Raw genomic sequence first — 23,681 nt, forward strand, 5'->3', positions numbered from 1 at the left:
AAAAAACACAATCTTAAATGCTCATTTGTTACTGTTAAATGAGCATTTCATCTATAAACCCTGTAAACGGGGCAATCATAAAAACTTACCAGAAAGATACTGAAGATTTGATTGATCAGAAAATCGATCAGGTGCATCAAACATGGTTGAGTTACAGGGACACCGATTTTCAAAGCCGCTCAAAGCTATTGTTGCAGGTTTCGAAACTTTTAAACGAACGTAAAGATCAGCTGGCCGAACTTATGGCATTAGAAATGGGCAAACCCTTAAAAGCTGGTGTTGCCGAAGTTCTTAAATGTGCCTCCGTTTGCGAATATTATGCTAAAAACGGTGCTGAATTTTTAGCCGATCAAACCATAAAAACAAGTGCATCTAAGAGTTATGTGAGCTTTCAGCCAATTGGTGTGGTATTGGCCATTATGCCCTGGAATTTTCCATTTTGGCAAGTGTTTCGCTTTTTGGCTCCGGCTTTAATGGCCGGTAATTGCGGTGTTTTAAAACACTCATCGGGCGTTACGGGTTGTGCCATCGAAATAGAAAAAGTAATTGAAGATGCTGGCTTTCCTAAGCATGTTTTTAAAACGCTGATCTGTAGCAGTAAAGCCATTTCAAAGGTAATCGAAAACCCCTGCATCAAAGCCGTAACCCTTACCGGAAGCACCGAAGCAGGTAAAAAGGTAGCCGAACAAGCAGGGAAATTGATCAAAAAAACAGTTTTGGAACTTGGTGGGAGCGATCCTTATTTGGTTTTGGAAGATGCCGATTTGGAAAAGGCGGCAAAAATATGTGCGGAGGCCAGGTTAATCAATAACGGGCAAAGTTGTATTGCTGCGAAACGCTTCATAGTGGTCAAAACAGTTGAAGCGCAATTTATCAAACTTTTCAAAGCAGAAATGGAAAGTAAGAAAATTGGAGATCCCTTGCAGAATAATACCGATTTAGGACCAATGGCGAGGGCAGATCTTCGTGATGAATTGCATCAGCAGGTTTTAAAGAGTATTGAACAGGGTGCAAAATGTGTTCTAGGAGGCGAAATCCCCGGCATTGAAGGTAAACATGCTTATTACCAGCCCACTATATTAACTAATGTAAAAAAGGGCGTATTGGCTTATGATGAAGAAATATTCGGTCCGGTGGCTGCAATTATCTCCGCAGAAGATACTGAAGATGCCATCCGCATTGCCAACGACACCAATTTTGGATTGGGTGCAGCCGTTTTTACTGAAAATGCATCATTAGCAGAAGATATAGCGCGGAATAAGCTTTCAGCAGGCTCTTGTTTTGTGAATGAAGGCGTTAAATCAGATCCCGCATTGCCTTTTGGAGGCATCAATCAATCTGGCTACGGCCGTGAATTAAGTATGTTCGGTATTCATGAGTTCGTGAATATTAAAACCGTGTACATTAAATAATTATATCCAATATGAAAGCAGTTAGAATCCATAAGTTTGGCGGACCAGAAGTTTTATCTATAGATGAAATTCCGGTTCCCCAGCCAGCACCAGATGAAGTATTGATTAAAGTGCATGCAACAAGCGTAAATCCGGTGGATTGGAAAATTAGAGAAGGACAAAGGAAAGAGAAATTTCCAGTAAAATTACCCTTGACCCTGGGTTGGGATGTTTCTGGAACAATTGAAGCATTAGGTGAAAAAGTGAGTGCTTTTAGAAAGGGAGATGAAGTTTATGGCAGACCTGATCCAACAAAAAATGGTGCTTATGCCGAATATATTGTGGTAAAGGCCAACATTATCAGCATTAAACCCACAAGCATTGGGCATACCAAGGCTGCCGCAGTGCCCCTGGCAGGCTTAACAGCATGGCAAGCATTATTTGACCATGGTTTGTTAAAAGCCGGACAAAAAGTATTGATTCACGCTGCAGCTGGTGGTGTAGGCACTTATGCCGTACAATTCGCAAAATGGAAAGGAGCTTATGTAATCGGCACCGCATCGAGTGCCAACATCGATTTTTTGAAGCGTTTGGGTGCCGATGAGGTAATCGATTATAAAATGGTAGATTTTGAGACTGCTTTAAGTGATGTTGACCTGGTTTTAGATACGATAGGGGGAGAAACGCAACTCAAATCGTTAAATATATTAAAAGCAGGGGAAGGGTGATTACCACATTAATGCCTGAGTTTGTAGCAGAAGCAAAGGCAAAGAATGTGCACATGATTGGTTTTACCGCACAATCAATTCCTGATCAGCTCTCTGAAATAGCTACTTTGATCGATTCTGGTAAAGTTAAACCCATTATAGAAAAAGTTTTGCCCTTTACCAGCGCCAGGCAAGCTCAAACCGAAAGCGAACAAGGACATACAAGGGGAAAGATTGTATTGCAGGTAATTTAAGAGATAAAGTCGGAAGTCGGATGTCCGACAATTATTATTAAATAGAATAATCGTCATTCCCAACTCGATTGGGATCTTAATGCCATAAGCTTTAAGATCCCTTATTCTTAGTAAGAATGATAATTTTTTAAAATCTGTATATAGTGTGGTGTTAATAGCACTAATCTTTAAAGTTTCTCGGCTTATTTATACTCCGCTCGAAATGACGATCACATTTTGATATTAACTGCTTTTTATTTGCGTCCATTAATGTAAAAAAAAGCTACCCCAGATAAATATCCTTACTAAAATCATTTTCTTTTACATCAGCAGATTGTGGCTGGATAATCACAAACTTAATCACATTATATTCAGATTTTATTTTATCCCTCAACCTGTCGATGGCCGTGGTTAGGTCGGTGGTATTTAATTCTGATTTAAATGTTAGGATAAGCACCAGCAATACTTCTTTTGGAGATTGATATTGAGATAAAATACTTGTTACCGTAATCACATCCTGATCATTTTCTGCCAGTTCTTTTATTTTTTGCTGTGTTTCTGCCGTTAAGCCTTCGCCCATTAATAAACTACGGCTTTCTCTTGCCAGTATAAAGGAAACAAAAATCAAAAGCGTACCCACCAATACGGAAGCCAAGCCATCTAAAAACGGAAGATTTAAGTTGTGGCTGAGCACCATAAATATAAAAACGATCAATAATCCTAAAACGGCAGCTCCATCTTCAAACAGTACTAAAAAGCCAGATGGATCTTTACTTTTAATAATGGCTTTCCACCAGGGTAGTCCTTTACGTGTTTTATTAAATTCCTTCATAGCAATGATCAAAGAAGCACCTTCGAATAAGAAAGATAAACCCAATACCACATAATTCCATGTTGGGTTGCCTAAAACTTCCGGGTGACGGATGTGCGAAATCCCTTGTGAAATAGAGACCACACCACCTAAACCAAAAATCATGATGGATACAATAAACGACCAGAAATACAGCTCTTTACCATAACCAAAAGGTCGTGATTTGTCAGGTGGTTTCACACTTCTTTTTAATCCATAGAGCAATAAAAGTTGGTTGCTGGTGTCAACTGTTGAGTGAATGCCTTCGGCAATCATTGATGAGCTATTGGTAAATGCCCCCGCAATGAATTTAGTTACTGCAATTAATAAATTGGCCGCTAGTGCGCTGTAAATAGAATTATTGGCTCTTGCCATAGTTTAAGAAACGTAAAGGATTCATTTCTTAAACGGTTTTTAATTGATTTGGTTTTGAAAAGTACAAACGAATAGGATCGTCATTTCGACCGCAGTAGAGAAATCTTTAACAAAGTTCAAAGATCTCTCCATTTCGCGATGCTCCGGTCGAGATAACGACTATTTTGAGAATTTTAACCTAAAATCTCATCGATTAATTTGATTTCAGTTTCACTAAATATGATGTTATCTAAAGCTTTAATTGAATCTGTAATCTGTTCTGGTTTACTGGCACCTATCAATACTGTTGTAATGCGATTATCTTTTAAAATCCATGATAAAGCCATGTGCGCCAATTTTTGACCACGCGATTTTGCTACCTCATTTAATTTGCCGATTATTTCAATTTTCTCCGGGGTAATATTGCTCTCTTTTAAGAAAACACCACTGGTAGCCACCCGCGAGTCGGCAGGGATACCATGTAAATATTTATCGGTAAGCAGTCCCTGTGCTAAAGGCGAAAAGGGGATACAGCCTACACCATTGTTTTCTAAAACATCAAGCAAACCGCTTTCTACCCAACGTTCGAACATCGAATATTTGGGCTGATGGATTAAACATGGCGTACCGTTATCTTTTAAAATTTTAATGGCCTTTGCAGCATCTTCCGCCTGGTAGTTTGATATACCTACGTATAAAGCCTTTCCTTGCTGAACCATTAAGCTTAAAGCAGCCATGGTTTCTTCCAGCGGAGTTTCAGGATCAGGGCGGTGGTGATAGAAAATATCAACATAATCCAGTTTCATGCGTTTTAAACTTTGATCCAAACTCGATACCAGGTATTTTTTTGATCCCCAATCGCCGTACGGGCCATCCCACATGGTATATCCGGCCTTGCTCGAAATAATCATTTCATCGCGGTAGCTTTTAAAATTTTCTTGAAGAATTTTACCAAAAACTTCCTCTGCAGAACCCGGAGGCGGACCATAATTATTTGCTAAGTCGAAGTGGGTGATGCCATTATTAAAAGCGGTGTAAATTAAATTTTTACTGTTTTCAAAAACGTTTACATGTCCGAAATTATGCCATAAGCCCAATGAAATGGCCGGTAATTTAATTCCGCTCTTGCCACAGCGGCGGTATAACATTTTATCGTAACGTTCTACTGATATATTTTGATTCATATTTGGGATTTGATTGCACGCAATAATACTCAGTTTTACCGGATTTTAATGAATAATGACTTAAAATTATCGACCAGTTTTGGTTTAGCTATTTACGAGCGTAAGTTTAATGATTGCTTCACACAACTGTTGTTAATCTAAGCTTCCCAATAAATGAAGACAGTTGGTTGAAGACTTTTTATAGTCGAACACATAAATCATTTGTTTTTCGACAGATTACACTTGACAGATTACATTAGGGCAATCGTCTTTCCCGCGCAGGCGGGAATCTTAAGGCAATAGGCTTTAAAATCTCCAATTGACCAATAATCCAAAGATCTCTCCACTTCGCGTTGCTTCGGTCGAGAAGACGATCCTTATAAGAGAATTTGTTAATATTAGCATTTGAAGATCTTTTCACTTTAAGTTAATGACATCGTCCTTTTGAGCAGATTAATTCTCTCTTTATAAATTTCTACATTTTGTTATCACCATTTCTACAAATCGTATCATTGGTATTGTTTCGCGTAAATTATTCTTTACTATCTGTCTTTGCAATCATCTAAATCGTTTTATTTGTAATATTAAGTGATATCCTTATATTTAAAAAAATAAAAAAAATCTAAACCAAGTATTCCATTTTATGAAATTAAAATCATTAGCGGGCCTCGGCGTTCTGGCTGCAATCGGGTTTGCATCATGCCAATCTGAAACCAAAAAAACTTCCTCTACAGATAGTTTGAAAAGCGACGCTGCAGCAGTTGTTAAATTAGTTCCCGATTCTTTTAAAAAAGAAATTGATGGTAAACAAACTGCTTTGTACACTTTAAAGAACAAGAATAATGCGGAGGCAGTTTTTACCAATTACGGTGGACGTTTAGTGAGCTTATTGGTGCCAAACAAAGATGGGAAACTGGTAGATGTAGTGGTTGGTTTTAAAAGCGTAAGCGATTACGAAAAATCGACAGAGCCTTACTTTGGCGCAACCATTGGTCGTTATGGCAACCGTATTGCTAAAGGAAAATTTACGCTTGAAGGTAAAACCTATTCGTTATTTACCAATAATGGTCAAAATACACTTCATGGTGGTAAAAAAGGCTATCAATACGTGGTTTGGGATGCAACTCAACCCGCCGAAAATACTTTAGTATTACATTATTTATCAAAAGATGGAGATGAAAATTTTCCTGGCAATTTAGATGTTAAGGTAACTTATATTTTAACCGATAATAATGAATTAAAAATGGACTATGAAGCCAAAACAGATAAAACTACCGTGGTAAACTTAACCAATCATGCATTTTTTAATTTAAATGGTGATGGAAGCGGAACCATTTTAAACCATGAGGTGCAAATTTATGCTGATGGATACACCCCGGTAGATTCGACCTTGATCCCGACCGGAAAAATTGAAAAAGTAGCAGGAACACCTTTCGATTTTAACAAAACCACAACTATCGGTGCCCGTATAAATGATAAAAATGAACAGTTAACCTTCGGAAAAGGCTACGACCATAATTACGTACTCAATAAGACTAAAGCGATGGGCATGTTTCATGCTGCTACCGTTAAAGGAGATAAATCGGGTATTGTAATGGATATTTATACGCAAGAACCTGGTTTACAGTTTTATAGTGGTAATTTCATGCAGAGTAAAAATACCTTTAAATCAGGAGCGAAAGATGATTTCAGAACTGCGATTGCAATGGAAACTCAACATTTTCCGGATTCTCCGAACCAACCTGCATTTCCTTCTACGGTATTAAAACCCGGGCAATTATACAAAACAAGTTCAATCTATAAATTTACCAAGTAACAATTGGTAATCCCTGCATCTCCTTGATGATAACATGGTATACGGTCTGTGGAAACACAGGCCGTATCTGTTTAGAAAAGATCCTGTAAAACCGGATCGGTATAATCTTCTATAAAAGCAATAATGTTATTATAAGCCGAAAATTCCTCTTTGGTGTGCATGGTGGTAAGCGCTACACACTTCATCCCTGCATTTTGTGCCGCTTCAACACCCTTTGGGGCATCTTCAAAAACAATACATTCGCTGGCATCAATCCCTAAAATTTCAGCACCTTTAGTAAAAGTTTCAGGATCTGGTTTGCTGTTTGCTACATCTTCGGCGCTTACTATCGCTTTAAAATACGAACGAATATTTAAATTATCGAGTACAAAATTAATATTGAAAGGAATTGCAGCCGAACCAATCGCCATTTGAATGCCCGATTGTTTTGCCTTTTGCATAAAATCGCCCAAGCCGTCAATTAACGCCAGATGTTTTTTATATGCGGCCTGATACCGGTGTTCTTTTTCAATAGAAATCTGATCAATCTGTTCCTGTGAGAAATGACCTACACCAAAAACGCGTTCTAGCAGGTCCTGATTTTTACCGTACATCTGTTTTTTTACCGCATCGAAGCTGATGCTGGCGCCTAAATCCTTCGTGAGGATGTTATGCCATGCCTGATTATGAAAAGCCATGTCGTTAATCATGGTGCCATTTAAATCGAAAAGAAAAGCTTTGGGTTTAGGGGTTATCATGGCGGCAAAATTATCAGATTTTTTTATGATTAAGTTAAAATCGGGTCATCAATCCGAAATTTAACATTTAAATTATCCCTTACCCTACAGATAGAGAGATGTTAATAAATAAAAGCCTGCTGAGTTGTAATTTTTTGCCTGTTGCTTCCGTTTGGGTATTTGGAAATCCGCGATACATGTAATAGCTTGCATTGTTTTAAAAAACGGATAAATGTTATGGATGCTGCCAGGCATGAAAGTGAACCGCTTATTAACTATTTAAATGATCTGCAGCCCCTTTGCGAAGAAATAATCGAACGGGCAAAAGCGGAAACATTTAGGGTTTCTGTGCGTAAAAATGATATTTTACCTTGTTTAAATGAACTGCACGGCGATTGTTTGTTTTTCATTATTAAAGGTTTGGTACGTGGCTTTATCGTGGATGAAGGTAAAGACATTACCTCGTGGTTAATTGATGAAAATCACCTGATCGGGAGTATCCGGAATCCAGGTAGCGTTAAACCCACCTACAAAGAACAGTTCCAGGCATTAGAAGATTCTGATCTGCTTATACTTCCATACCACCTTATTGATGCAATGTATGCACAATTCCCCGAAACCAATATATTGGCCAGAAAACTTTTAGCCATACATTATCACATGTCGCAGGAACGCTCTATTTTATCCAGGATCCCTTCTGCTGAAGCACGTTACAGGCAATTCAAAGATGGCCACCCAACCATAAAATTCAGGGTGCCATTAAAGTTTTTAGCCAGTTACCTGGGCATCCGCATCGAAACTTTGAGCAGGATCAGGAGAAAGGAAAAGCTTGAAGCAAATCTTAAGGATTAACCTGCTTTTTCTTAAAATAGAAATAACACAAGGGGAAAAGGCAGATCAGGCCGAGTAAAAAGCCTCCAACCGTATCGGTAAACCAATGTGCGCCCAAATAAATCCTTGATGGCGCAATCGTCACGATCAAAAATGCTGATAGGTATGTAACGATGTTTTTAGTGTTTTTCGGGATGTTTTTCGAAGTATTCATCAGGATAATCAGGAAACCGAAAAATAAAGTATAGGACAATACATGCCCGCTTGGGTAACTCTGAAAACGGTTAACTTCCACCAAACGAACATAAAATGCAGTTGGCCTTGGACGGTTAATCACATTTTTTATTCCTAAAATAATCAGTCCCGATAGTAAAACGGTTGAAATAAATATACTCTCGCGTTTATATTTCTGCCAATAAAAAATGGCAGCGACAATTATAACAGAAAGTAAAGAATAAGGGAGTTCACCAAAAAAACTAATGGCTAGCATTACTTTATCTAACCAATCAGCGTGATATTGCTGAATAAACAGTGAAGTTTTAATATCAAAAGCGAGAATAGGGTGTTGCGCGATAAAAAAACTCAAAGTGGCAAAGGATACAAGGAGTACGGCGAGTATAAAAATTAAGGTATTTCGTTTCAAAAGGAGATTCATAGGCAGGGAAAATTCAAAACTATGGATTTTATGCCAATAGAAATAAAAAATAATCAGGCTTTTTAAATTGTATACGTCTTAACAGACGAAATTGTTAAAAAATATTATCTTTATTCTTTTAACGAATCTCACATGCAGGAAAATCATTCCACAGAAGGTGCGCCAGAAAGCCATTTTAACGAAAGCCTGTGCGCAAACTGTCAGTTAAACGTATACGAACCTGGTTATGCCATTAATTTATGTTCTGATTGCCGGAAAAGTTTAATTAAATATCCCATCCCCAAATGGATTAAATTTTTCGCGCTCGGCATCTTAGCCGTTATGGTAATCAGTTTGGTGCGTACGCAGCAATATATCTCTGCAGCAGTCCATTTAGGCAAAGCAGAGAACGCAATCGATCAAAAACATTTTATAACCGCACAGCGCGAGTTGAGTTTAGTATTGAATAAATTTCCGAAAGATTTCAATGCCAATGCCTATATGATGGTAGCAAGTGCCTATAATTTTGATTTTGAAGCGTACCAGATCGCTTTTGATAAGGTAGCAGATATAAAAACAGAGGATGAAGCCTTGTTGAGCACGGTAAATGCAGCCTCTGAATATATTGCCCAATCGTTCCCTAAAGATACGTTAATGTATAAACGTATTGTTGCCGTTGCAAAGGATAAGGAAAAATTATTGGCCATGGTTGATAGTACGGACGAAATTGTATTAAAAACGCACATTGCCAACTTTTTATTCGAGACAAAAGATTATGATCTAGTGGATGGTATTGTAAACAAGGTTTTGGCAGTTGATCCTAATTTTTATCAGGCTTTAAGTTTGAAAACCGCTGTTAAAAGAAACACGGCCAAATACGATGAAGCTTTGGCACTTTGCGATCGGTTACTGGCATTTAACGCCGAAGATATTTATGTTTTATCGCAAAAGGCAAGGATTGAACTCAAACGGAAACATGATAAGGATGCTGCTGTTTTTGCTTCAAAAGCACTCGCCCTTGATCCTGAGAATGACTGTGCTATTGAAGCCACGGCGATGGTAGACTATTTTGCCGGCAGGAAAAAGGCAAGTTTGGCGAGTTTGTCCAAAATAAAGGCCCATGAAGCCCAATCGGGCGATAGCACCATATCAAAACGTTTATCACCCATTATTTTGGGTTCAGAAATTTATAGGTAATTAAAAGATAAAATCATGTTTGTTCCAGGTATATTAATCAGTATCGCTACTTTTCCGGGTGTAATTGTACATGAGCTTGCCCACCAGCTTTTTTGCAGGTTATTTAAGGTTCCGGTGTTCGAGGTTTGTTATTTCAGAACCGAAAACCCTGTAGGTTATGTTTTACATGAGCCCGCGCCAAAGGTTTATCAAACTGTATTTATTTCTGTAGGTCCTTTTATTATTAATTCACTCTTGTGTTTTGTTATAGGTTTTTCTGCTGCGCTGCAGTTTAAATTCAATTCGGCAAATATTTTAGATTATTTATTGATGTATCTGGCCATTTCCATCGGTGCGCATGCATTTCCAAGCACAGGCGATGCAAACAGTTTGTGGAATGCGGTTGTAAAATCAAAAACTACTTCCTGGTTGTCTAAAATTGTGGTAATTCCTATAGTCGGTTTCATATACGCGGGTGCATTGGGATCTTTCTTTTGGCTCGATATTATTTATGGTGGGGCCGTAGCTTTAGGCTTACCGTATCTGATCATTAAATTTTTGGTTTAATAAAAACTACAGTGGTGAGAAATATTCATCAAGGAAATAAAACGATTCATCAAGGAAATATGCCTATATGTATAAACCGTTATGAAATATTAAAAGGATTTTGAATCTTCGAACCAGATAATAAGGATATCTATGCTTACGAGGTTGGCAGGATTAATTTCCTGCCGACTGAAGAAGCACCACCCACCGAAATTTATTCTATAAATAATAGCTTAGTGTTAACGCTCCGGCCGAAGCCTACCTCCTTTAAACAGGGAGGAGCTTAGGTTGTTTTTACTTTGGGTATCAAACCAGTAGCTAGGCCATGTTAAGATCAGGCTATTAAACTAGCGAGCACGATAGGGATATAAACCATTTGCTAGCTACGAAAGGTTACATCGTAATGAGGTTTTGGAAACGTGAGATAACGAAAATTTAGTCAGTTTCGCAGATCAGGTATTACTTTATATAGAAGCTGTAAAAACCTCTATTATACCAGAATATAATGTGTTATTATTTTACGACAATCTGTTTAGGATCAGTAACTACAATTTGCCTTTTCCCTTTAAATTCGCTCACAATGCCGGTTACACAGATTTTGTTTCCCATAAACATGCTGGATGGTTCAGATGGAAATTTGCTTTCATCTTCTTTGTTAATCACTACCGTAATCAGTTCTTTTGGATAAGCACCCCCTAAATTAATCAAAGTTAATTTCTCCAATCCCTTTGTGCTGTAAACCGAATCGCAGATGGTTACATTTTTACCTACATATTGGGCTGCATCTTTAGCCAATACTAAAGTTTGGCTTTTTGCTGCAAATGCAGTGGCCAATACAAACAGAAGGAGAGATAATTTTTTCATATCGATGGGATGAATAAAACAGATTGCGCAGCAGTGCCAGATCCATTTTTTTTGCAAGTCAAAGTTAAGCTGAATTTGACAGAAATCAATAACAAATATTAAACACGCATAAATTTTACATGAAGAGGATTTTATCTTCACAGGAATATTATCTAAATTGTAATCATATCACTAGCCAAATATTTTAAGCCAGTATGAAAGTGGATTACATTGCGTTATCTGTGCCGGTTTTTTTTATCCTGATTGGGATAGAACTCGCCTATAATTTCTATAAAAAACTAAACTACTACCGGCTTAACGATAGTATTGCCAATTTAAGTCAGGGTATAGGGCAGCAGCTTACCGGGATTTTCATGAAAACGGCCTTGTTTTTTGGTTATAAATATATTTTTGAGCATTGGCGCTTTTTTGAATTACCAAAAACCGTCTGGATCTGGATGCTGCTATTTATCGGTGTCGATTTTTTCTACTACTGGTTCCACCGGATGAGCCATCAGATAAATGCTTTGTGGGCCGCGCATATTGTACACCACCAATCGGAAGAATATAACTTAACTGTTGCTTTACGCCAAAGCTGGTTTCAGGGTTGGTTTAGCTGGCTATTTTATTTACCGTTGGCCCTTGTGGGTTTCGATCCCATTATGTTTTTAACCCTGAGTTCTTTTAATACGCTTTATCAGTTCTGGATCCATACCAGGGCAATTAAAAATATGGGTTTTCTGGAATTTATATTAAATACGCCATCGCATCACCGGGTACACCATGGTTCTAACCCTAAATATATCGATAAGAACCATGCAGGTACCTTAATTATCTGGGATCGCATTTTCGGGACTTTTCAAAAAGAGGAAGAAGAAGTTTATTATGGCATTACCAAACCATTGGCCAGCTGGAACCCTGTTTGGGCAAACCTGCATTATTGGGATGACCTGGTTAAAACGGCTAAACAATCGCCTAAAATAAGTGATAAAGTTAAAGTTTTTTTAAAACCTCCCGGATGGTTTCCTTCACATTTAGGTGGGTTTCAGTCTGCGCCTGAAATTAATCCGCTAACTTATCAAAAATATAATCCGGTTTATCAAAGCAAGTTAACGGGTTATGTGCTTATACAGTTTTTAGTAGCATTGGCCGCGGGTTCTGTTCTATTGTTCTCCTATCATAAAATGGAAACCATCGCCGTAGTATCGGGATCTTTTTTTACGATATTGACCTTAATCACCTGTGGTGCTTTGTTAGAGCAGAAAGCATGGCAAATTAAGTTCGAATATTTCAGGCTGATATTTGGCGTTTTGTTAGTGCTGGTTTTTAAAATCGCTGTCGGGTATCAAGTAATTTTTGTGGCTATCCAGTTAATATCCGTAATTTGGTTCTTTAATTTGCAAAATGCAAATCCTAATCCCAATGAAGACTAAGTTATTTTCATTTATTTTTTTTCTGGTATTTGTAATTCAACTCTATGCTGAATATACCAATAATGCCGGCTTGCGTACCTTTTCTAAACCATTAATTGTTATGGTACTTCTGGTATGGCTTTATGTGGGTACAAACTTGAAAGGCCGTTTCCATAAAAGGATTTTTACAGGTTTAATTTTCGCATGGGCAGGAGATATATTGCTGATGTTGCAAAACGGCAGGACAAGTTTTTTTATCTTCGGTTTGGTTGCTTTTCTAGTTTGCCATATCTTTTATATCAGGGCCTTTACGCTCGATCATAAATCCAACCCAAGCCATAAAACGCCATATTTTCTGTGGGCAGTAGGCGCTTTTGCTATTTTTTGTTCAGGTTTGTTTTTCTATTTACAACCGCACCTTGGCATTATGCAGTTTCCGGTTTTAATGTATGCCATTATCATCTGTGTGATGGCCTTAATGGCTGTTAACCGTTACGGGAAAGTGAATATTTTTAGCTTTAAACTTATTCTTTATGGTTCCCTGTTTTTCTTGCTGTCTGACAGTGTTTTAGCTGTGAACAAATTTGCGCAGCCTATTCCACAAGGCGATGCGCTGATTATGGCTACTTACATGATTGCCCAGTATTTGATTGTTTATGGCACTATTGAGAGAAAATTATTGGTAACGAGGACGGAAATATAGTTTGTTGTTTTTTTGAAAAGCAAGGTTCTGTGCTAATCGGTTGCTGTAGTCCTGCTATCGTTCCAATCTTTTTAATCAGGCACTGTCATTGCATTGAATACGGAAGGAGCGTATCGGTTACAGATGCTTTCCCGAAAGTCGGGACAGGCTGTGCCTCAGCATGATAGTGTAATTATGGGGGCTGCAAATTAAAAAGGATTTCCACTTTATCAGGTTTATAAAACTCAAGGCAGTAGAGGACATAAAAATATATATCATTACCTGAACCTTCAAGCTGATCACCCTCTACCTTCCACCTTTTTTTTCCTTATCCAAAACCGTGAAAACCTGCACCAGCCGTTCTCCATTCTCATCCACTAGTGTTAGAGTATGTTTGCCCGGCGGTGGACTAATGGCCAATTGGTGAAAGTTAGTCGTTGTAGCTACATATTCATTATCAATATGCCAGTAAATTTTTGAACTCGAATTTCGGTGTGCAGCGTTAATTACAATTTTGCCTCTTGTACCATCTAATTCTAATGGAATGTATACTATAGCATTATTTTTAGGGTAAATCACTTCCATTACACTGTTACCTCCAGATGGGTTACAACCTTCTTTAAAAGGTGGAAGATTTTTATAATCGCTGTTTTTAATTTTATAATAATACTCCATGGCCGGCGGCAAAATAAACCAGCTTTTGTGCTGCATATTGGTTACACTTTCGCACTGATCAGTTACTCTGTAAGTACCTGTTTTATCTAAATGAACCAATTTATGATATGGACAAACCATTGTTTTTTCTCCTGAAACCGGAACTAGTTCTTCTACTACATTTGTGCAGTATTCTCCTGCCTTGTAACCACTCTGTTTGCAGATTTTAAGTTTTTTGAGTTTGGTGGTGGGCGTTTCGAACCATTTTCCGTTGGGCAATAATCTAAAAATATCAAATAAAACGGGTGCTGCTGCTTCTATACCGACTAAACCTGGTCTTCCTTCACCATCGGCATTGCCTACCCAAACACATACTACATAATTAGGGGTTAAACCTACAGCCCAGGCATCGCGGAAACCGAAACTGGTTCCTGTTTTCCAGGCCACTCTCTGTGATGATGAAAACTGTTCCCACAAACCTTCATCACCAGGACGCATAACCTCTTCCATGGCATTAAAAGTTACCCAAATCGAACCGTGGTCTAAAAATGAATTGCGTTGCTCATCTTTTTCATCCTTGCTTTCATTTTGGAAATAAGTGGCTGGTTTATAATCATCAGGATTGTAAAGGCCTTTGTAAGTATTAAAATGGTTTAATGTGCGTACCATGCCCATGTAGGTATTGGCCAAATCCCACATGGTTACTTCGCTACCACCTAAAATTAACGACAGGCCATAATGATCTGCCGGTTGGTTTAATGTGCCAATTCCTAATTTCTTAAGCTTGTCGTAAAAACGTTCGTATTTGTATTGCTGCAGCATTTTTACCGCCGGGATGTTTAGGGAGCGGCTCAGTGCTTTATCTGCAGCGATGGCACCATCGTAACCCAGATCGTAATTTTGTGGCGAATAACCTGCTATTTGAGTTGGAATATCTGGGATTAATGTGTGTGGTAATATAAAACCATCATTCATCATGCTGGCATAAAGCAATGGTTTTAAGGTACTGCCCGGGCTGCGCGGCGCTTTAATCATATCAACATGACTTTGCAGATCAGCATTTTCCGGTTGATAGATGTTGCCTACATAACTTACTACATGGCCTGTTCTGGCATCAAGCACCAGGGCCGAAATATTATTGATGTCGTTGGCCCTATAGCGGTTGTTGTAACGCTTTAATATCGTATTTATCTTTAACTGAATATTTTCGTCCAGTGTGGAGGTAATTCTCGTAGAGTTGATTTTAAGACTTACCCTTTCTGTTTTAAAACGGTTTAATAAGTGTGGCGCATTTTGTGGTAGGGGCATGGGTTTACCCGGAACAGGCTCTAGTTTTGATAAATTAGCTGTAGCCTGATCGATGTAATGAAGTTGGGCAAGTTTGTCTAGTAAATCGTTTCTTTTTTTGATTAGTCTGGTCGAATTTTTACCAGGGTGAACCAAAGACGGGCTGTTAGGAAGAACTGCCAAAGTAGCCATTTCACCCCATGACAATGTTTTGGCATCGCGGCCATAATAGCGCCAGCTAGCTGCTTCTAAACCGACAACATTGCTTCCAAAAGGGGCATTGGCAGCGTACAAACCTAAAATTTCTGCTTTTGAATATTTGAGTTCTAAGCGCAAGGCTAAAATTACTTCCAGGAGCTTTTGCCAAACGGTCCGATCTTGTTTTCTAGAAAGGCGGATTACCTGCATGGTTAAGGTACTTCCGCCACTTACCACACTTTTTGCCCGCCAGTTCTGACGCATAGCCCTGCTCATGGCCAAAATATCTACACCGAAGTGGTTGTAAAACCGTTTATCTTCGAAAGCGATAATACAATCTTTAAATTTTACCGGAACGCTATCGGCCACCGGGAAACGCCACTGTCCATCGCTGGCAATCGCAGCACTCAGTAATTTGCCATTGCTGGCTTCAATTACAAAGGAAGTAGGTGTTTTGAAAAGTTTTGAAGGCAGTGAAAATAAAAACGTCAAAAGCAGGACAATACAGATGAGATCAGAAATGAGAAATGCTTTTGGGATTTTGTTCATTTGTTTTTTGTAATAGAAACCTTACTTATATTCCAAGGTATACATAAAGATTAGATACCGACACATATGATCTTATTCTTTATCAAAACTATAAATGTCACCAGATTTTTCATTGCATTTTCTGAAAAATTGTTTAGGAATTCCGTTTCTGAAATTAACTATTGTTTGTGTCTTCTTATTACATTCTACATCTGAATTTTTAAATATTAATGCTCCATTTTTCAGTTCAGTTGGTAAATCTCTGATTGAATTCAAATAATAATTTCCGATATACTGATTTTTATTGTTAAAAATTAAAATCCGAGAGGTTGCCCTATGTGATAAACCCCAGAGCCATATAGAATTCATGATTTTGAATGTCTGACCGCCTTGTGTTTTAATTTTACCTAAATATTTGAGATGAGTTTCAGTTCCACCACTTTGTGTCCACTTTCCATCTATATATAATTTATTGATTATTGCCTGTTCCAAAACATGTTTTTGCATTTTTTTTCGGCATTTTGGCCACGTACTGGAATTATGAATGAAATAAAGCATACGGTAAAAAGAGTAATTCGTTTATTTGACATAAATATGAAATGGCTCGATGCTAATATCTAAGTGTTTAGTGCATTATTGGCAGCAATGAATATAATTTATTTATGGAAATAAAAACCTCGCAGGTTTCAAAAACCTGCGAGGTTAAATATACCTATTTCACCACCTGCACCCACTTACCAGCTTCTGTAGCCGAAATATCATTATTATACATCGCTTCGCATTGCACAGCTGATAAATAAAATTTACCCAAATAAGAAGCATTAAGTAACACTTTATAAACCAGACTTTCACCTTCTCTTACGTTAAAGTAAGTGAAAACACGGTCGTCTCTTATATCCTGATAAGTAAATGGAGATGAGGCCAAAATACTTTGGTTATCGTTAACACGGGTATTGATTATTTCCCATCCAGATGGAAAAATTTGGGTTAGCGCCATTTGTTCATAATAACCCATCCTGCCAGGATTTTTTACCGTTACTTCTGCGTAGAAATCAGTGCCTTGTTTTAAAATGCTTGGATCTAAAACTTTACCGTTTAATCGTTTGTAAATCACATTCATATCCAAAACCTCAGGTCGGTTAGGTAAGAAGTTGTTCTGACCTGCAACAGGCTGTCCTTCTAAAACCAAACGCACAAACAATACATTATTTCCATTATTGGTAACTGATGCCGTATTGCCTTTAAAGGTTACAGGCGTACTATTAATGTACTGGTTCGAGTTTACTGGAGCAGTTTTTCCATCCAGAACATATTGGTACTGCAATTTATTTGCCGATTGATTTGAACCGCAGAACTTTGCAATAGCCAATAAACTGTAAGCTGTTGTTTGTGTACTGTACCAGGTATTTTCGCCTAGCTTGGCCGCTAAAGGTTGCAATAAACTGGCTGCTTTTGCTTTCTGACCAAGTAGGGTAAGGGTTTCTAAAATCATGGCCTGATCACGAACATCAGACCCATACGTGCCACCCAGCTGTTTGTAGGCCTGAATAGAAGTATCCAATCCTCTGATCATATTTTGAGCCACATCATTTTGTCCGGCAAGTTTGTATGCTGCTGCCAACCGCCATTTTGCGGCAACAGATAAATATTCAAAAGCTTTTAACCGGTTCATTGCCGCCATTTCTGGCTTTTTAGCTAGCGCCAGCATGTATAAGCGGTAAGCCTGAGATAAATCGCCACCATAAAAATTGTTGCTGTTTGGAGCCCAGTTTGCTGCTTTTGATTTTTGATAACGTAACAAGTCATCCAATAGGCCAACAGGAAGGGTATAACCAGCATTTTGCGCTTCTACCAGGAAATGCCCCGCGTAATTACTTCCCCATTCATCAGCAGTACCTTCGCCTGGCCAGTAAGATAAACCCCCTTCGGTAGTTTGGAAACCTTTAATTCTGTTTATACCTGCTTTGATATTTTTCTCTGTTGTGGCTTTCTGCTGTTCATTCAACGGACTTAATCTATCGAGGAACAATTGAGGGAAAATACCGGAGGTAGTCTGTTCGATACAACCATGAGGATATTGGATCAGATAGCCTAATCGTTTGCCCAGGTTGATTGCCGGGATAGAGGAAACTTCCAATGATCCGGAGTTGGTTCCCGTCATTCCTATTGGTAAATAGTTTACCGCCCATTTGGTATGTGGCTGAACCGTCGCCGAAACTACATTGGTTACATAAGGATTTGGATTTCGGATATCCATTTCTACATCGTAAACTGTTTTTTCAGCTCCACTCTGCGCAATTACTTTTACTTTGGCAATACCTACGTTATTCGGTGCTTTTACCTCAAAAGAAGTCATCTGCTCGCCCGTTTGTTTATAGTAAAGCTGCTGTTTATTAGTACCCTGAACAATTAAATTGCTGGCCTGAAGCTGTACGGATACATTTTTAAGGTTGTTCTCTGTGGCAAAAACAGTTACAGGTAATGTAAAACTTTCTCCCGGACCAATTACCCTTGGCAGGGTAGCCAGCACCATTAACGGTTTTTTAACCTGAACTGATTTTTCTGCAAAACCATAAGCCGCATCCTGTCCGGCAACTACCATAGCCCTCACCGCACCTATATATTGAGGCAATTTAAACTTATGTGTTTTGCTTTCGCCTTTACCAATGGTAAATGGCCCCATAAATTTAACTACTGCCTGAAAGCGATTCGCTTTAGCTGGATTGAGGTTTTTATTGATGCTTCCGTCACCACCAATGCTTAAAATACGCTCTAAATTTCCACCCCAGGCACCTAAAACATAATCGAACAAATCCCATGTTTTAACACCCAAACCTTCGCGGGCATAAAATGCGCCATGTGGGTCTGGTGTTTTATAACGGGTTAAATCCAGTAAACCTTCGTCAACCAAAGCAATGGTATAAGTCATCGCCTTGCCGTTTTGCTCTCCAACGGTTATGGTGTTTTCCGTTTCAGGTTTAATTTTATCCAACATTTTTATTGTTGGTTTCAAAATGGTTTGCGGATCTTCTACCGAAAGTGGAATGGCACCATACATCCTGATTGGTAAATCGTTCACCGTTTGTGCGTGAGGTTGTAATAGGGTAATATTGGCAAAAACATTCGGTGCCATTTCCTTCTCCGCTTTAAACTTAAATTGCGTTTGTCCGGCTTTGGTATCTACCCAGAAAGTTTTTAAAACGCGGCTTCCATTTTCAATAGAGATTAGTGCCCTGCCGTTTTTACCCGTTGGGATAGTTAAAGTAATATCCTCGCCCACAGTGAATTTCTCTTTATTGGCGGTGAAAGAAAGCATAGAAGCTTCAGTAGGGTTACTGCCTTGCTCGCGCTGCGCCCATCCTGGCCAATCTACATAAACTGATTTTCCGGTAACATGGCCGCCGTTTACATCGCGCACCAAAATCAAGTAACGTCCCCATTCTGGTTCATCAACACGTAAATTCCAGCTTCCTTTGCCATTAAATAAGTTAACCTGATGGCTTTCTACCAGTTTATTAAACTGATTTTGGGTAAAGTTGGCATAAGTATCCTGGTTATCCTGTTCCCACCACCAGCGCCATTGGGTTTTATATAATTCCACCGTAACGGTTTTGGTGCCACTCAATAATTTTCCATCGGTATTTACATTAACGATTTCAATTTTATGTTCTTTTCCGGTAACCAACATACCACTTAAACGATCGCCCTTTTCAGCACGGATGCCTAAATAGCTATTGTACACGTGGTAAGGAATACTGAAATTATCTATACTGAAATTACCGCCCGGTTCGAAAACTTTTGTGGTGAAATTTGCCCTTAATACACCTGGAGCAGTATTATTCTCATTTAAATTGGTATTAATCTGCGCGGTACCATTCTGGTTTAAAGTACCTTCAAAAATGGTTTTTAACTGCGATTCGAAGTTAACCGTCGGATTATCGAAACTGAAACCTTCAAAACCCTTAAACTTGGTTTCGGTAGTGTTTAAATTCACATCAACCTTTGCCTTTAAATTTTGAGCTACTGCACCAAACAACCATTTGGCCGATAGGGTAGCGGCAGAAGTACCTGAGCTTAAATATGCCCTGTTACCAATGTTGAAATCAATTTTTAAACGGTTTGGCATTACCGTTTCAATTTTTAAAGTTTTGGTAAAAGTAGCACCACCTGCTTTAACTTTTGCCATCCAGTTACCAGTAGGCGCTGTACTTTCGGTAGCAGTTTTGAAAGTGTAAAATCCATTTGTGGGTTTACCATTGATGAGGCGTTTATACAATTGTCCTTTTGGATTGTAAAACTCCATGGTTACCGGGTAATTGGCTGGCAGCTTTTTAAGTTTATCTTCCAGAACGAAGGAAACAAACAAACTATCGCCAGGGCGCCAAACACCGCGTTCGCCATAAATAAAACCTTTCAGGCCACTTTGAACCACATCACCACCTACATCGAAACGACTTAACGGAAGTGAACTTCCATCATCCAGTTTGAGGTATCCTCTTTCAGAGCCATTCTTGGCAATTAATAAGAAAGGCTGACGTTTTAAATCAAATTTTGCAAAACCATCACCATCGGTTTTAGTGGTAAATATAATCTGTTTCTGGTAATCCATTAGTTCCAGGTTAACCCCGCTCAATGGTTTAGCAGTCAATAAATCTGTTGCGATAATCAGCATTGAATTATCATTTCCTCTTTTGGCCACCAAACCAATATTTGAAGCAATTAAGTTTCGGCTGGCCCAACGTTGGTTGGTATAGAACGAAGGGGTACAAGGATTGTCCTTATCATTCCACCTGTAATTTGATGGATAATAATTGTTGTAACGCTGCCAGAAATCGTCATCCTCATCAATCTTTTCACCATAGCCTTCATCATCACCATATTCGCTTTCTTCATCGTTACTATCGCCTTTTTCTACTCCGGCTTTGCAATTGTAAGCGTTATATTCCTGTCTGAAAGCAATGGTAACACGGTACATGGCTCCAGGTTCAGTCCGGATCATTTTATCCAGATCGAGTGTAAATCGGTTCTTTTTGTGCAGGTTTAGTGCTTTATCCTCATCTAAACGTACAGTTTTCTGTAAAATAGGTTTCGCCACCCTGCGCAGCTCGTTACCATCTTTGTAACTATTGGTTTGGAAAAACTGCGGGATATTATTTTCGTAAATTTTAATTACCGTTACATCAACCGCTTTTAAATTAATCGCTTCGAAAGGTAAAACCAGTTTGCCTGAATTAGGTAAAATGGTACCGGCACCCGCGATGGTAACTGATGGCAATTTATCTTCAAAAACAAGATTGGCTACTTTACCGGTGGTTAGCTTTTTAGCATTTATATTTTCGACCCCTGCATTTACACTTAATGCATAATTGCCTTTTAATTCTTCAGGAGCGTACACTTTAACCTGACTGGCATCAATGGTATATCTCACATCGCTTAGGTTGCCCAGCGTAATCATACCGGTTAAATCCTGCCCTACACCAATCGGTTCCGAAAATTGTACCAGGGCATAATCTTCTTCTCCCTGGATGGCTTTCATGTCCAGTATCTCGAATTTATTTATCGACGGAACGCGTACCTCCACTTCTCCTTTTTGATCGGCATCAATGGCATCACCATCCCATTCTAATTTTAGATTTTGGTCGTTACCTGTTTTTTTTATGCTATCGATGGTAAATTTTGAAGTATTTTTAGCCGGATCATGCTGCCATTTGATTTTTAATTTCTGATCAAAATCCAATGAAAGTGTTTTTTCAATTTTACTCGTTTCTTCAACATCTGCTGTAGCTACTTCACCTGTAAGTTTCATATAGTCAAGGGAAGTATTGTTTTGCGATACCAATCCGTTTTGAGAAAGCATGATGCCCGGGGTAATCACTTTAAACTCAAAGTCGAAATCTTCGAGTCCTTTTTCGGTAGCAGAAACTTCTGATAATTTGAAAGTCGCTTCGTAATTTTTGCCAGGTTTAAGGTTTTCATCAGGCCTGAACTCTACCGTTTGCGGATCGATCCAATAGGTTTTTCCTGAAATGGAAGGGGAGAAGTCGAAAAGTTCGCGTGAGTCGGCTTTGCCTAAATCCTGCATGCCCGTAGCAGCATTGGCCAGGTGGACGCGGATAAAACTCTTTTTCGAAATGGTTCCGGAAGTATAGGCTTCGATATACTTTGCGTAAGCCTGGTTTTCTTCGTGGTTTTTCTTCTTCCTGTTAAAATAAATAAACACGATTGCAGCTATTGAAATAGCGAGCAAACCGATAAAAATAAATTTCTTTTTTGAGGACGATTGATAGGTAGATGGTTGTTCCATGAATGAAATTCGTTAAGATAAATTGGAGTATAATGTTGCGGTTGCCACAATTGCTATGCCGTAATTGACATGATTAAACCTAAAACCCGCTATTCCATCTGAAAATTAACTAAAATCGACGTTAAAAGAAATAATGTTGAAAATTAAAGCGAATGGTTTGCTCATTTGCATGGATTTGGATAAGTTTACAAGATCAACCCAATACAACCAGATATGATCAGGAAACTCTTAATTTTTTCGTGTTTATTAATTTCTACACATTTTTGTTTTGCGCAGAAAGCCGAAGTAGAAAATGCAGTTACCCAATTAACCAAACTGATGGTTACACCTGATAGCGCCGCTTTGGATAAAATTGTGCTGAATAATTTAAGCTATGGTCACTCTAGCGGGAAAATTCAAACCAAACAGGAGTTTTTACATTCTTTACTTTCCGGCGAATCTGATTTTGTAGATATCAATTTAACAGATCAATCGGTTATTATTCAGAATAAAACGGCCTTGGTTAGACATACTCTGAATGCTAAAACGAATGATAAAAATGTTCCAGGAAATGTAAAACTGTATATTCTTTTAATCTGGAGTAAAGAAAAATCAGGCTGGAAATTGCTTGGCAGACAAGCGGTTAAAGTGCCTTAGTCGAGTTTGGAGTTTGCAGTTGGGAGTTTTCAGTTCTGGATGCAGAACCCGGAATACGGTTAAGGTGCCTTAGTTGAGTTTGGAGTTTGGAGTTTTCAGTTCTGGATGCAGAACCCGGAATACGGTTAAGGTGCCTTAGGTTAGGTTGCAGTTTTAAGTTTTGGATGTAGAACTAGCGGAAGTACTAAAGTTATATACTTAGAATCTATGAGGGATAACTCCGAACTCACCACTCCAAACCCCCAAATTATTTAATCATCACCCCCGGTCTATTCACCAACGGGATTTTAATCAGATTGGAATCGATAATGCTTTCCGGCAGGAAAATAAACTTTTTGTCGTAAATGGTGCTGCCGATGTAATAACTAAGCCAGTATTCGTTGGTTAAACCAAAAACTTCAGGATCTATAGCTTCTACCCCGGCAAAGGAATTGGCCTCCATATCGCCAACGAAATGTCTTAAAACTGAAGTTTTTACCGGCTTGCCATCTTTTTCACCATAACCTTTTGAGCTGATCAATACGTTGGTGATTGGCTCATTTTTTAAATTAACAAGGTAAACGGTCCAGCTGCTGGCTTCTGGCGTTTCGCCCATTAATACCACGGCCATTGCAATATCTTCAACTGTATTTTCTGGTAAATCTGCCTTCAATTGGGTTAATTGTTTAATCGTACGGTGTAAAATAATGAATTTCGAATGATAGGATTATTGAATAGTAA

Annotated in this window: 17 protein-coding genes and 1 pseudogene; 9 read left to right on the top strand and 9 right to left on the bottom strand. The window is 38.6% G+C overall.

Annotated elements, in window-relative coordinates; genetic code table 11:
• Positions 1-38: 38 nt before the first annotated feature.
• Together H9L23_RS08235 and H9L23_RS08240 are read left to right on the top strand one after the other, a co-directional pair.
• Positions 39-1,412, top strand: coding sequence for an NAD-dependent succinate-semialdehyde dehydrogenase (locus H9L23_RS08235; RefSeq protein WP_187594504.1), 1,374 nt, complete (start codon positions 39-41; stop codon positions 1,410-1,412).
• Positions 1,413-1,423: 11 nt separating this feature from the next.
• Positions 1,424-2,352, top strand: a pseudogene (locus H9L23_RS08240) (NADP-dependent oxidoreductase).
• Positions 2,353-2,614: 262 nt separating this feature from the next.
• On the opposite strand, the gene H9L23_RS08245 reads toward H9L23_RS08240, so the two are convergent.
• Together H9L23_RS08245 and mgrA are read right to left on the bottom strand one after the other, a co-directional pair.
• Positions 2,615-3,556, bottom strand: coding sequence for a cation diffusion facilitator family transporter (locus H9L23_RS08245; protein ID WP_187594505.1), 942 nt, complete (start codon positions 3,554-3,556; stop codon positions 2,615-2,617).
• A gap of 173 nt (positions 3,557-3,729) precedes the next feature.
• A complete protein-coding gene (gene mgrA, locus H9L23_RS08250) occupies positions 3,730-4,719 on the bottom strand; it encodes an L-glyceraldehyde 3-phosphate reductase (protein WP_187594506.1) in 990 nt (329 codons plus the stop codon).
• A gap of 622 nt (positions 4,720-5,341) precedes the next feature.
• On the opposite strand from mgrA, the gene H9L23_RS08255 reads away from it, so the two are divergent.
• Complete coding sequence (locus tag H9L23_RS08255) at positions 5,342-6,514, top strand: aldose epimerase family protein (protein WP_187594507.1); 1,173 nt, start codon at positions 5,342-5,344, stop codon at positions 6,512-6,514.
• 71 nt (positions 6,515-6,585) lie between these two features.
• Here H9L23_RS08255 and H9L23_RS08260 read toward each other — a convergent pair whose 3' ends face one another.
• Complete coding sequence (locus tag H9L23_RS08260) at positions 6,586-7,251, bottom strand: HAD family hydrolase (protein WP_187594508.1); 666 nt, start codon at positions 7,249-7,251, stop codon at positions 6,586-6,588.
• A gap of 216 nt (positions 7,252-7,467) precedes the next feature.
• Here H9L23_RS08260 and H9L23_RS08265 point away from each other — a divergent pair, with 216 nt between their 5' ends.
• Complete coding sequence (locus H9L23_RS08265; RefSeq protein ID WP_187594509.1) at positions 7,468-8,082, top strand: Crp/Fnr family transcriptional regulator; 615 nt, start codon at positions 7,468-7,470, stop codon at positions 8,080-8,082.
• On the opposite strand, the gene H9L23_RS08270 is transcribed toward H9L23_RS08265, so the two are convergent.
• Positions 8,072-8,647, bottom strand: a complete 576-nt coding sequence (locus H9L23_RS08270; RefSeq protein WP_187594510.1) for a phosphatase PAP2 family protein — start codon at positions 8,645-8,647, stop codon at positions 8,072-8,074. The genes H9L23_RS08265 and H9L23_RS08270 overlap by 11 nt on opposite strands.
• Positions 8,648-8,848: 201 nt before the next feature.
• Between H9L23_RS08270 and H9L23_RS08275 the strand changes: the two genes are divergently transcribed.
• Complete coding sequence (locus H9L23_RS08275) at positions 8,849-9,892, top strand: tetratricopeptide repeat protein (RefSeq protein ID WP_187594511.1); 1,044 nt, start codon at positions 8,849-8,851, stop codon at positions 9,890-9,892.
• A 15-nt stretch (positions 9,893-9,907) separates the two neighbouring features.
• Positions 9,908-10,438, top strand: coding sequence for a metalloprotease family protein (locus H9L23_RS08280; RefSeq protein ID WP_223191061.1), 531 nt, complete (start codon positions 9,908-9,910; stop codon positions 10,436-10,438).
• Between the two features lie 492 nt (positions 10,439-10,930).
• On the opposite strand, the gene H9L23_RS08285 is transcribed toward H9L23_RS08280, so the two are convergent.
• On the bottom strand, positions 10,931-11,281 hold the full coding sequence (locus H9L23_RS08285; RefSeq protein WP_187594512.1) for a hypothetical protein: 351 nt from the start codon (positions 11,279-11,281) through the stop codon (positions 10,931-10,933).
• A 194-nt stretch (positions 11,282-11,475) separates the two neighbouring features.
• Here H9L23_RS08285 and H9L23_RS08290 point away from each other — a divergent pair, with 194 nt between their 5' ends.
• Together H9L23_RS08290 and H9L23_RS08295 are read left to right on the top strand one after the other, a co-directional pair.
• Positions 11,476-12,693, top strand: a complete 1,218-nt coding sequence (locus tag H9L23_RS08290) for a sterol desaturase family protein (RefSeq protein WP_187594513.1) — start codon at positions 11,476-11,478, stop codon at positions 12,691-12,693.
• Positions 12,683-13,375 (top strand): lysoplasmalogenase, encoded by a 693-nt coding sequence (locus tag H9L23_RS08295; protein WP_187594514.1) that lies wholly within the window; start codon positions 12,683-12,685, stop codon positions 13,373-13,375. Before H9L23_RS08290 ends, H9L23_RS08295 begins: the two co-directional genes overlap by 11 nt.
• 285 nt (positions 13,376-13,660) lie before the next feature.
• Here the strand turns inward: H9L23_RS08295 and pbpC are convergent, their stop codons facing one another.
• The 3 genes from pbpC to H9L23_RS08310 all read right to left on the bottom strand — a co-directional run bounded on the left by pbpC (position 13,661) and on the right by H9L23_RS08310 (position 22,325).
• Positions 13,661-16,042: a penicillin-binding protein 1C gene (gene pbpC, locus H9L23_RS08300; RefSeq protein ID WP_187594515.1), complete on the bottom strand. Its 2,382-nt coding sequence runs from the start codon at positions 16,040-16,042 to the stop codon at positions 13,661-13,663.
• Positions 16,043-16,114: 72 nt separating this feature from the next.
• Positions 16,115-16,528, bottom strand: a complete 414-nt coding sequence (locus H9L23_RS08305) for a hypothetical protein (RefSeq protein WP_187594516.1) — start codon at positions 16,526-16,528, stop codon at positions 16,115-16,117.
• A 205-nt stretch (positions 16,529-16,733) separates the two neighbouring features.
• The gene (locus tag H9L23_RS08310) at positions 16,734-22,325 is read right to left on the bottom strand and encodes an alpha-2-macroglobulin family protein (protein ID WP_187594517.1); all 5,592 of its coding nucleotides are present in this window, start codon (positions 22,323-22,325) and stop codon (positions 16,734-16,736) included.
• 213 nt (positions 22,326-22,538) lie between these two features.
• Here H9L23_RS08310 and H9L23_RS08315 point away from each other — a divergent pair, with 213 nt between their 5' ends.
• Positions 22,539-22,961, top strand: coding sequence for a nuclear transport factor 2 family protein (locus H9L23_RS08315; RefSeq protein WP_187594518.1), 423 nt, complete (start codon positions 22,539-22,541; stop codon positions 22,959-22,961).
• 247 nt (positions 22,962-23,208) lie between these two features.
• Here the strand turns inward: H9L23_RS08315 and H9L23_RS08320 are convergent, their stop codons facing one another.
• Positions 23,209-23,613: a hypothetical protein gene (locus H9L23_RS08320; protein WP_187594519.1), complete on the bottom strand. Its 405-nt coding sequence runs from the start codon at positions 23,611-23,613 to the stop codon at positions 23,209-23,211.
• Positions 23,614-23,681: the final 68 nt, after the last annotated feature.

It is taken from the genome of Pedobacter roseus (assembly GCF_014395225.1).
GTDB classification, from domain to species: Bacteria; Bacteroidota; Bacteroidia; order Sphingobacteriales; family Sphingobacteriaceae; genus Pedobacter; species Pedobacter roseus.

Coding starts and splice junctions, on each gene's coding strand:
- H9L23_RS08280 (WP_223191061.1), top strand. CDS start 9,908: ATGTTTGTTCCAGGTATATTAATCAGTATCGCTACTTTTCCGGGTGTA.
- H9L23_RS08265 (WP_187594509.1), top strand. CDS start 7,468: ATGGATGCTGCCAGGCATGAAAGTGAACCGCTTATTAACTATTTAAAT.
- H9L23_RS08260 (WP_187594508.1), bottom strand. CDS start 7,251: ATGATAACCCCTAAACCCAAAGCTTTTCTTTTCGATTTAAATGGCACC.
- mgrA (WP_187594506.1), bottom strand. CDS start 4,719: ATGAATCAAAATATATCAGTAGAACGTTACGATAAAATGTTATACCGC.
- H9L23_RS08310 (WP_187594517.1), bottom strand. CDS start 22,325: ATGGAACAACCATCTACCTATCAATCGTCCTCAAAAAAGAAATTTATT.
- H9L23_RS08275 (WP_187594511.1), top strand. CDS start 8,849: ATGCAGGAAAATCATTCCACAGAAGGTGCGCCAGAAAGCCATTTTAAC.
- H9L23_RS08290 (WP_187594513.1), top strand. CDS start 11,476: ATGAAAGTGGATTACATTGCGTTATCTGTGCCGGTTTTTTTTATCCTG.
- H9L23_RS08285 (WP_187594512.1), bottom strand. CDS start 11,281: ATGAAAAAATTATCTCTCCTTCTGTTTGTATTGGCCACTGCATTTGCA.
- H9L23_RS08255 (WP_187594507.1), top strand. CDS start 5,342: ATGAAATTAAAATCATTAGCGGGCCTCGGCGTTCTGGCTGCAATCGGG.
- H9L23_RS08315 (WP_187594518.1), top strand. CDS start 22,539: ATGATCAGGAAACTCTTAATTTTTTCGTGTTTATTAATTTCTACACAT.
- H9L23_RS08235 (WP_187594504.1), top strand. CDS start 39: ATGAGCATTTCATCTATAAACCCTGTAAACGGGGCAATCATAAAAACT.
- H9L23_RS08295 (WP_187594514.1), top strand. CDS start 12,683: ATGAAGACTAAGTTATTTTCATTTATTTTTTTTCTGGTATTTGTAATT.
- H9L23_RS08245 (WP_187594505.1), bottom strand. CDS start 3,556: ATGGCAAGAGCCAATAATTCTATTTACAGCGCACTAGCGGCCAATTTA.
- H9L23_RS08305 (WP_187594516.1), bottom strand. CDS start 16,528: ATGCAAAAACATGTTTTGGAACAGGCAATAATCAATAAATTATATATA.
- pbpC (WP_187594515.1), bottom strand. CDS start 16,042: ATGAACAAAATCCCAAAAGCATTTCTCATTTCTGATCTCATCTGTATT.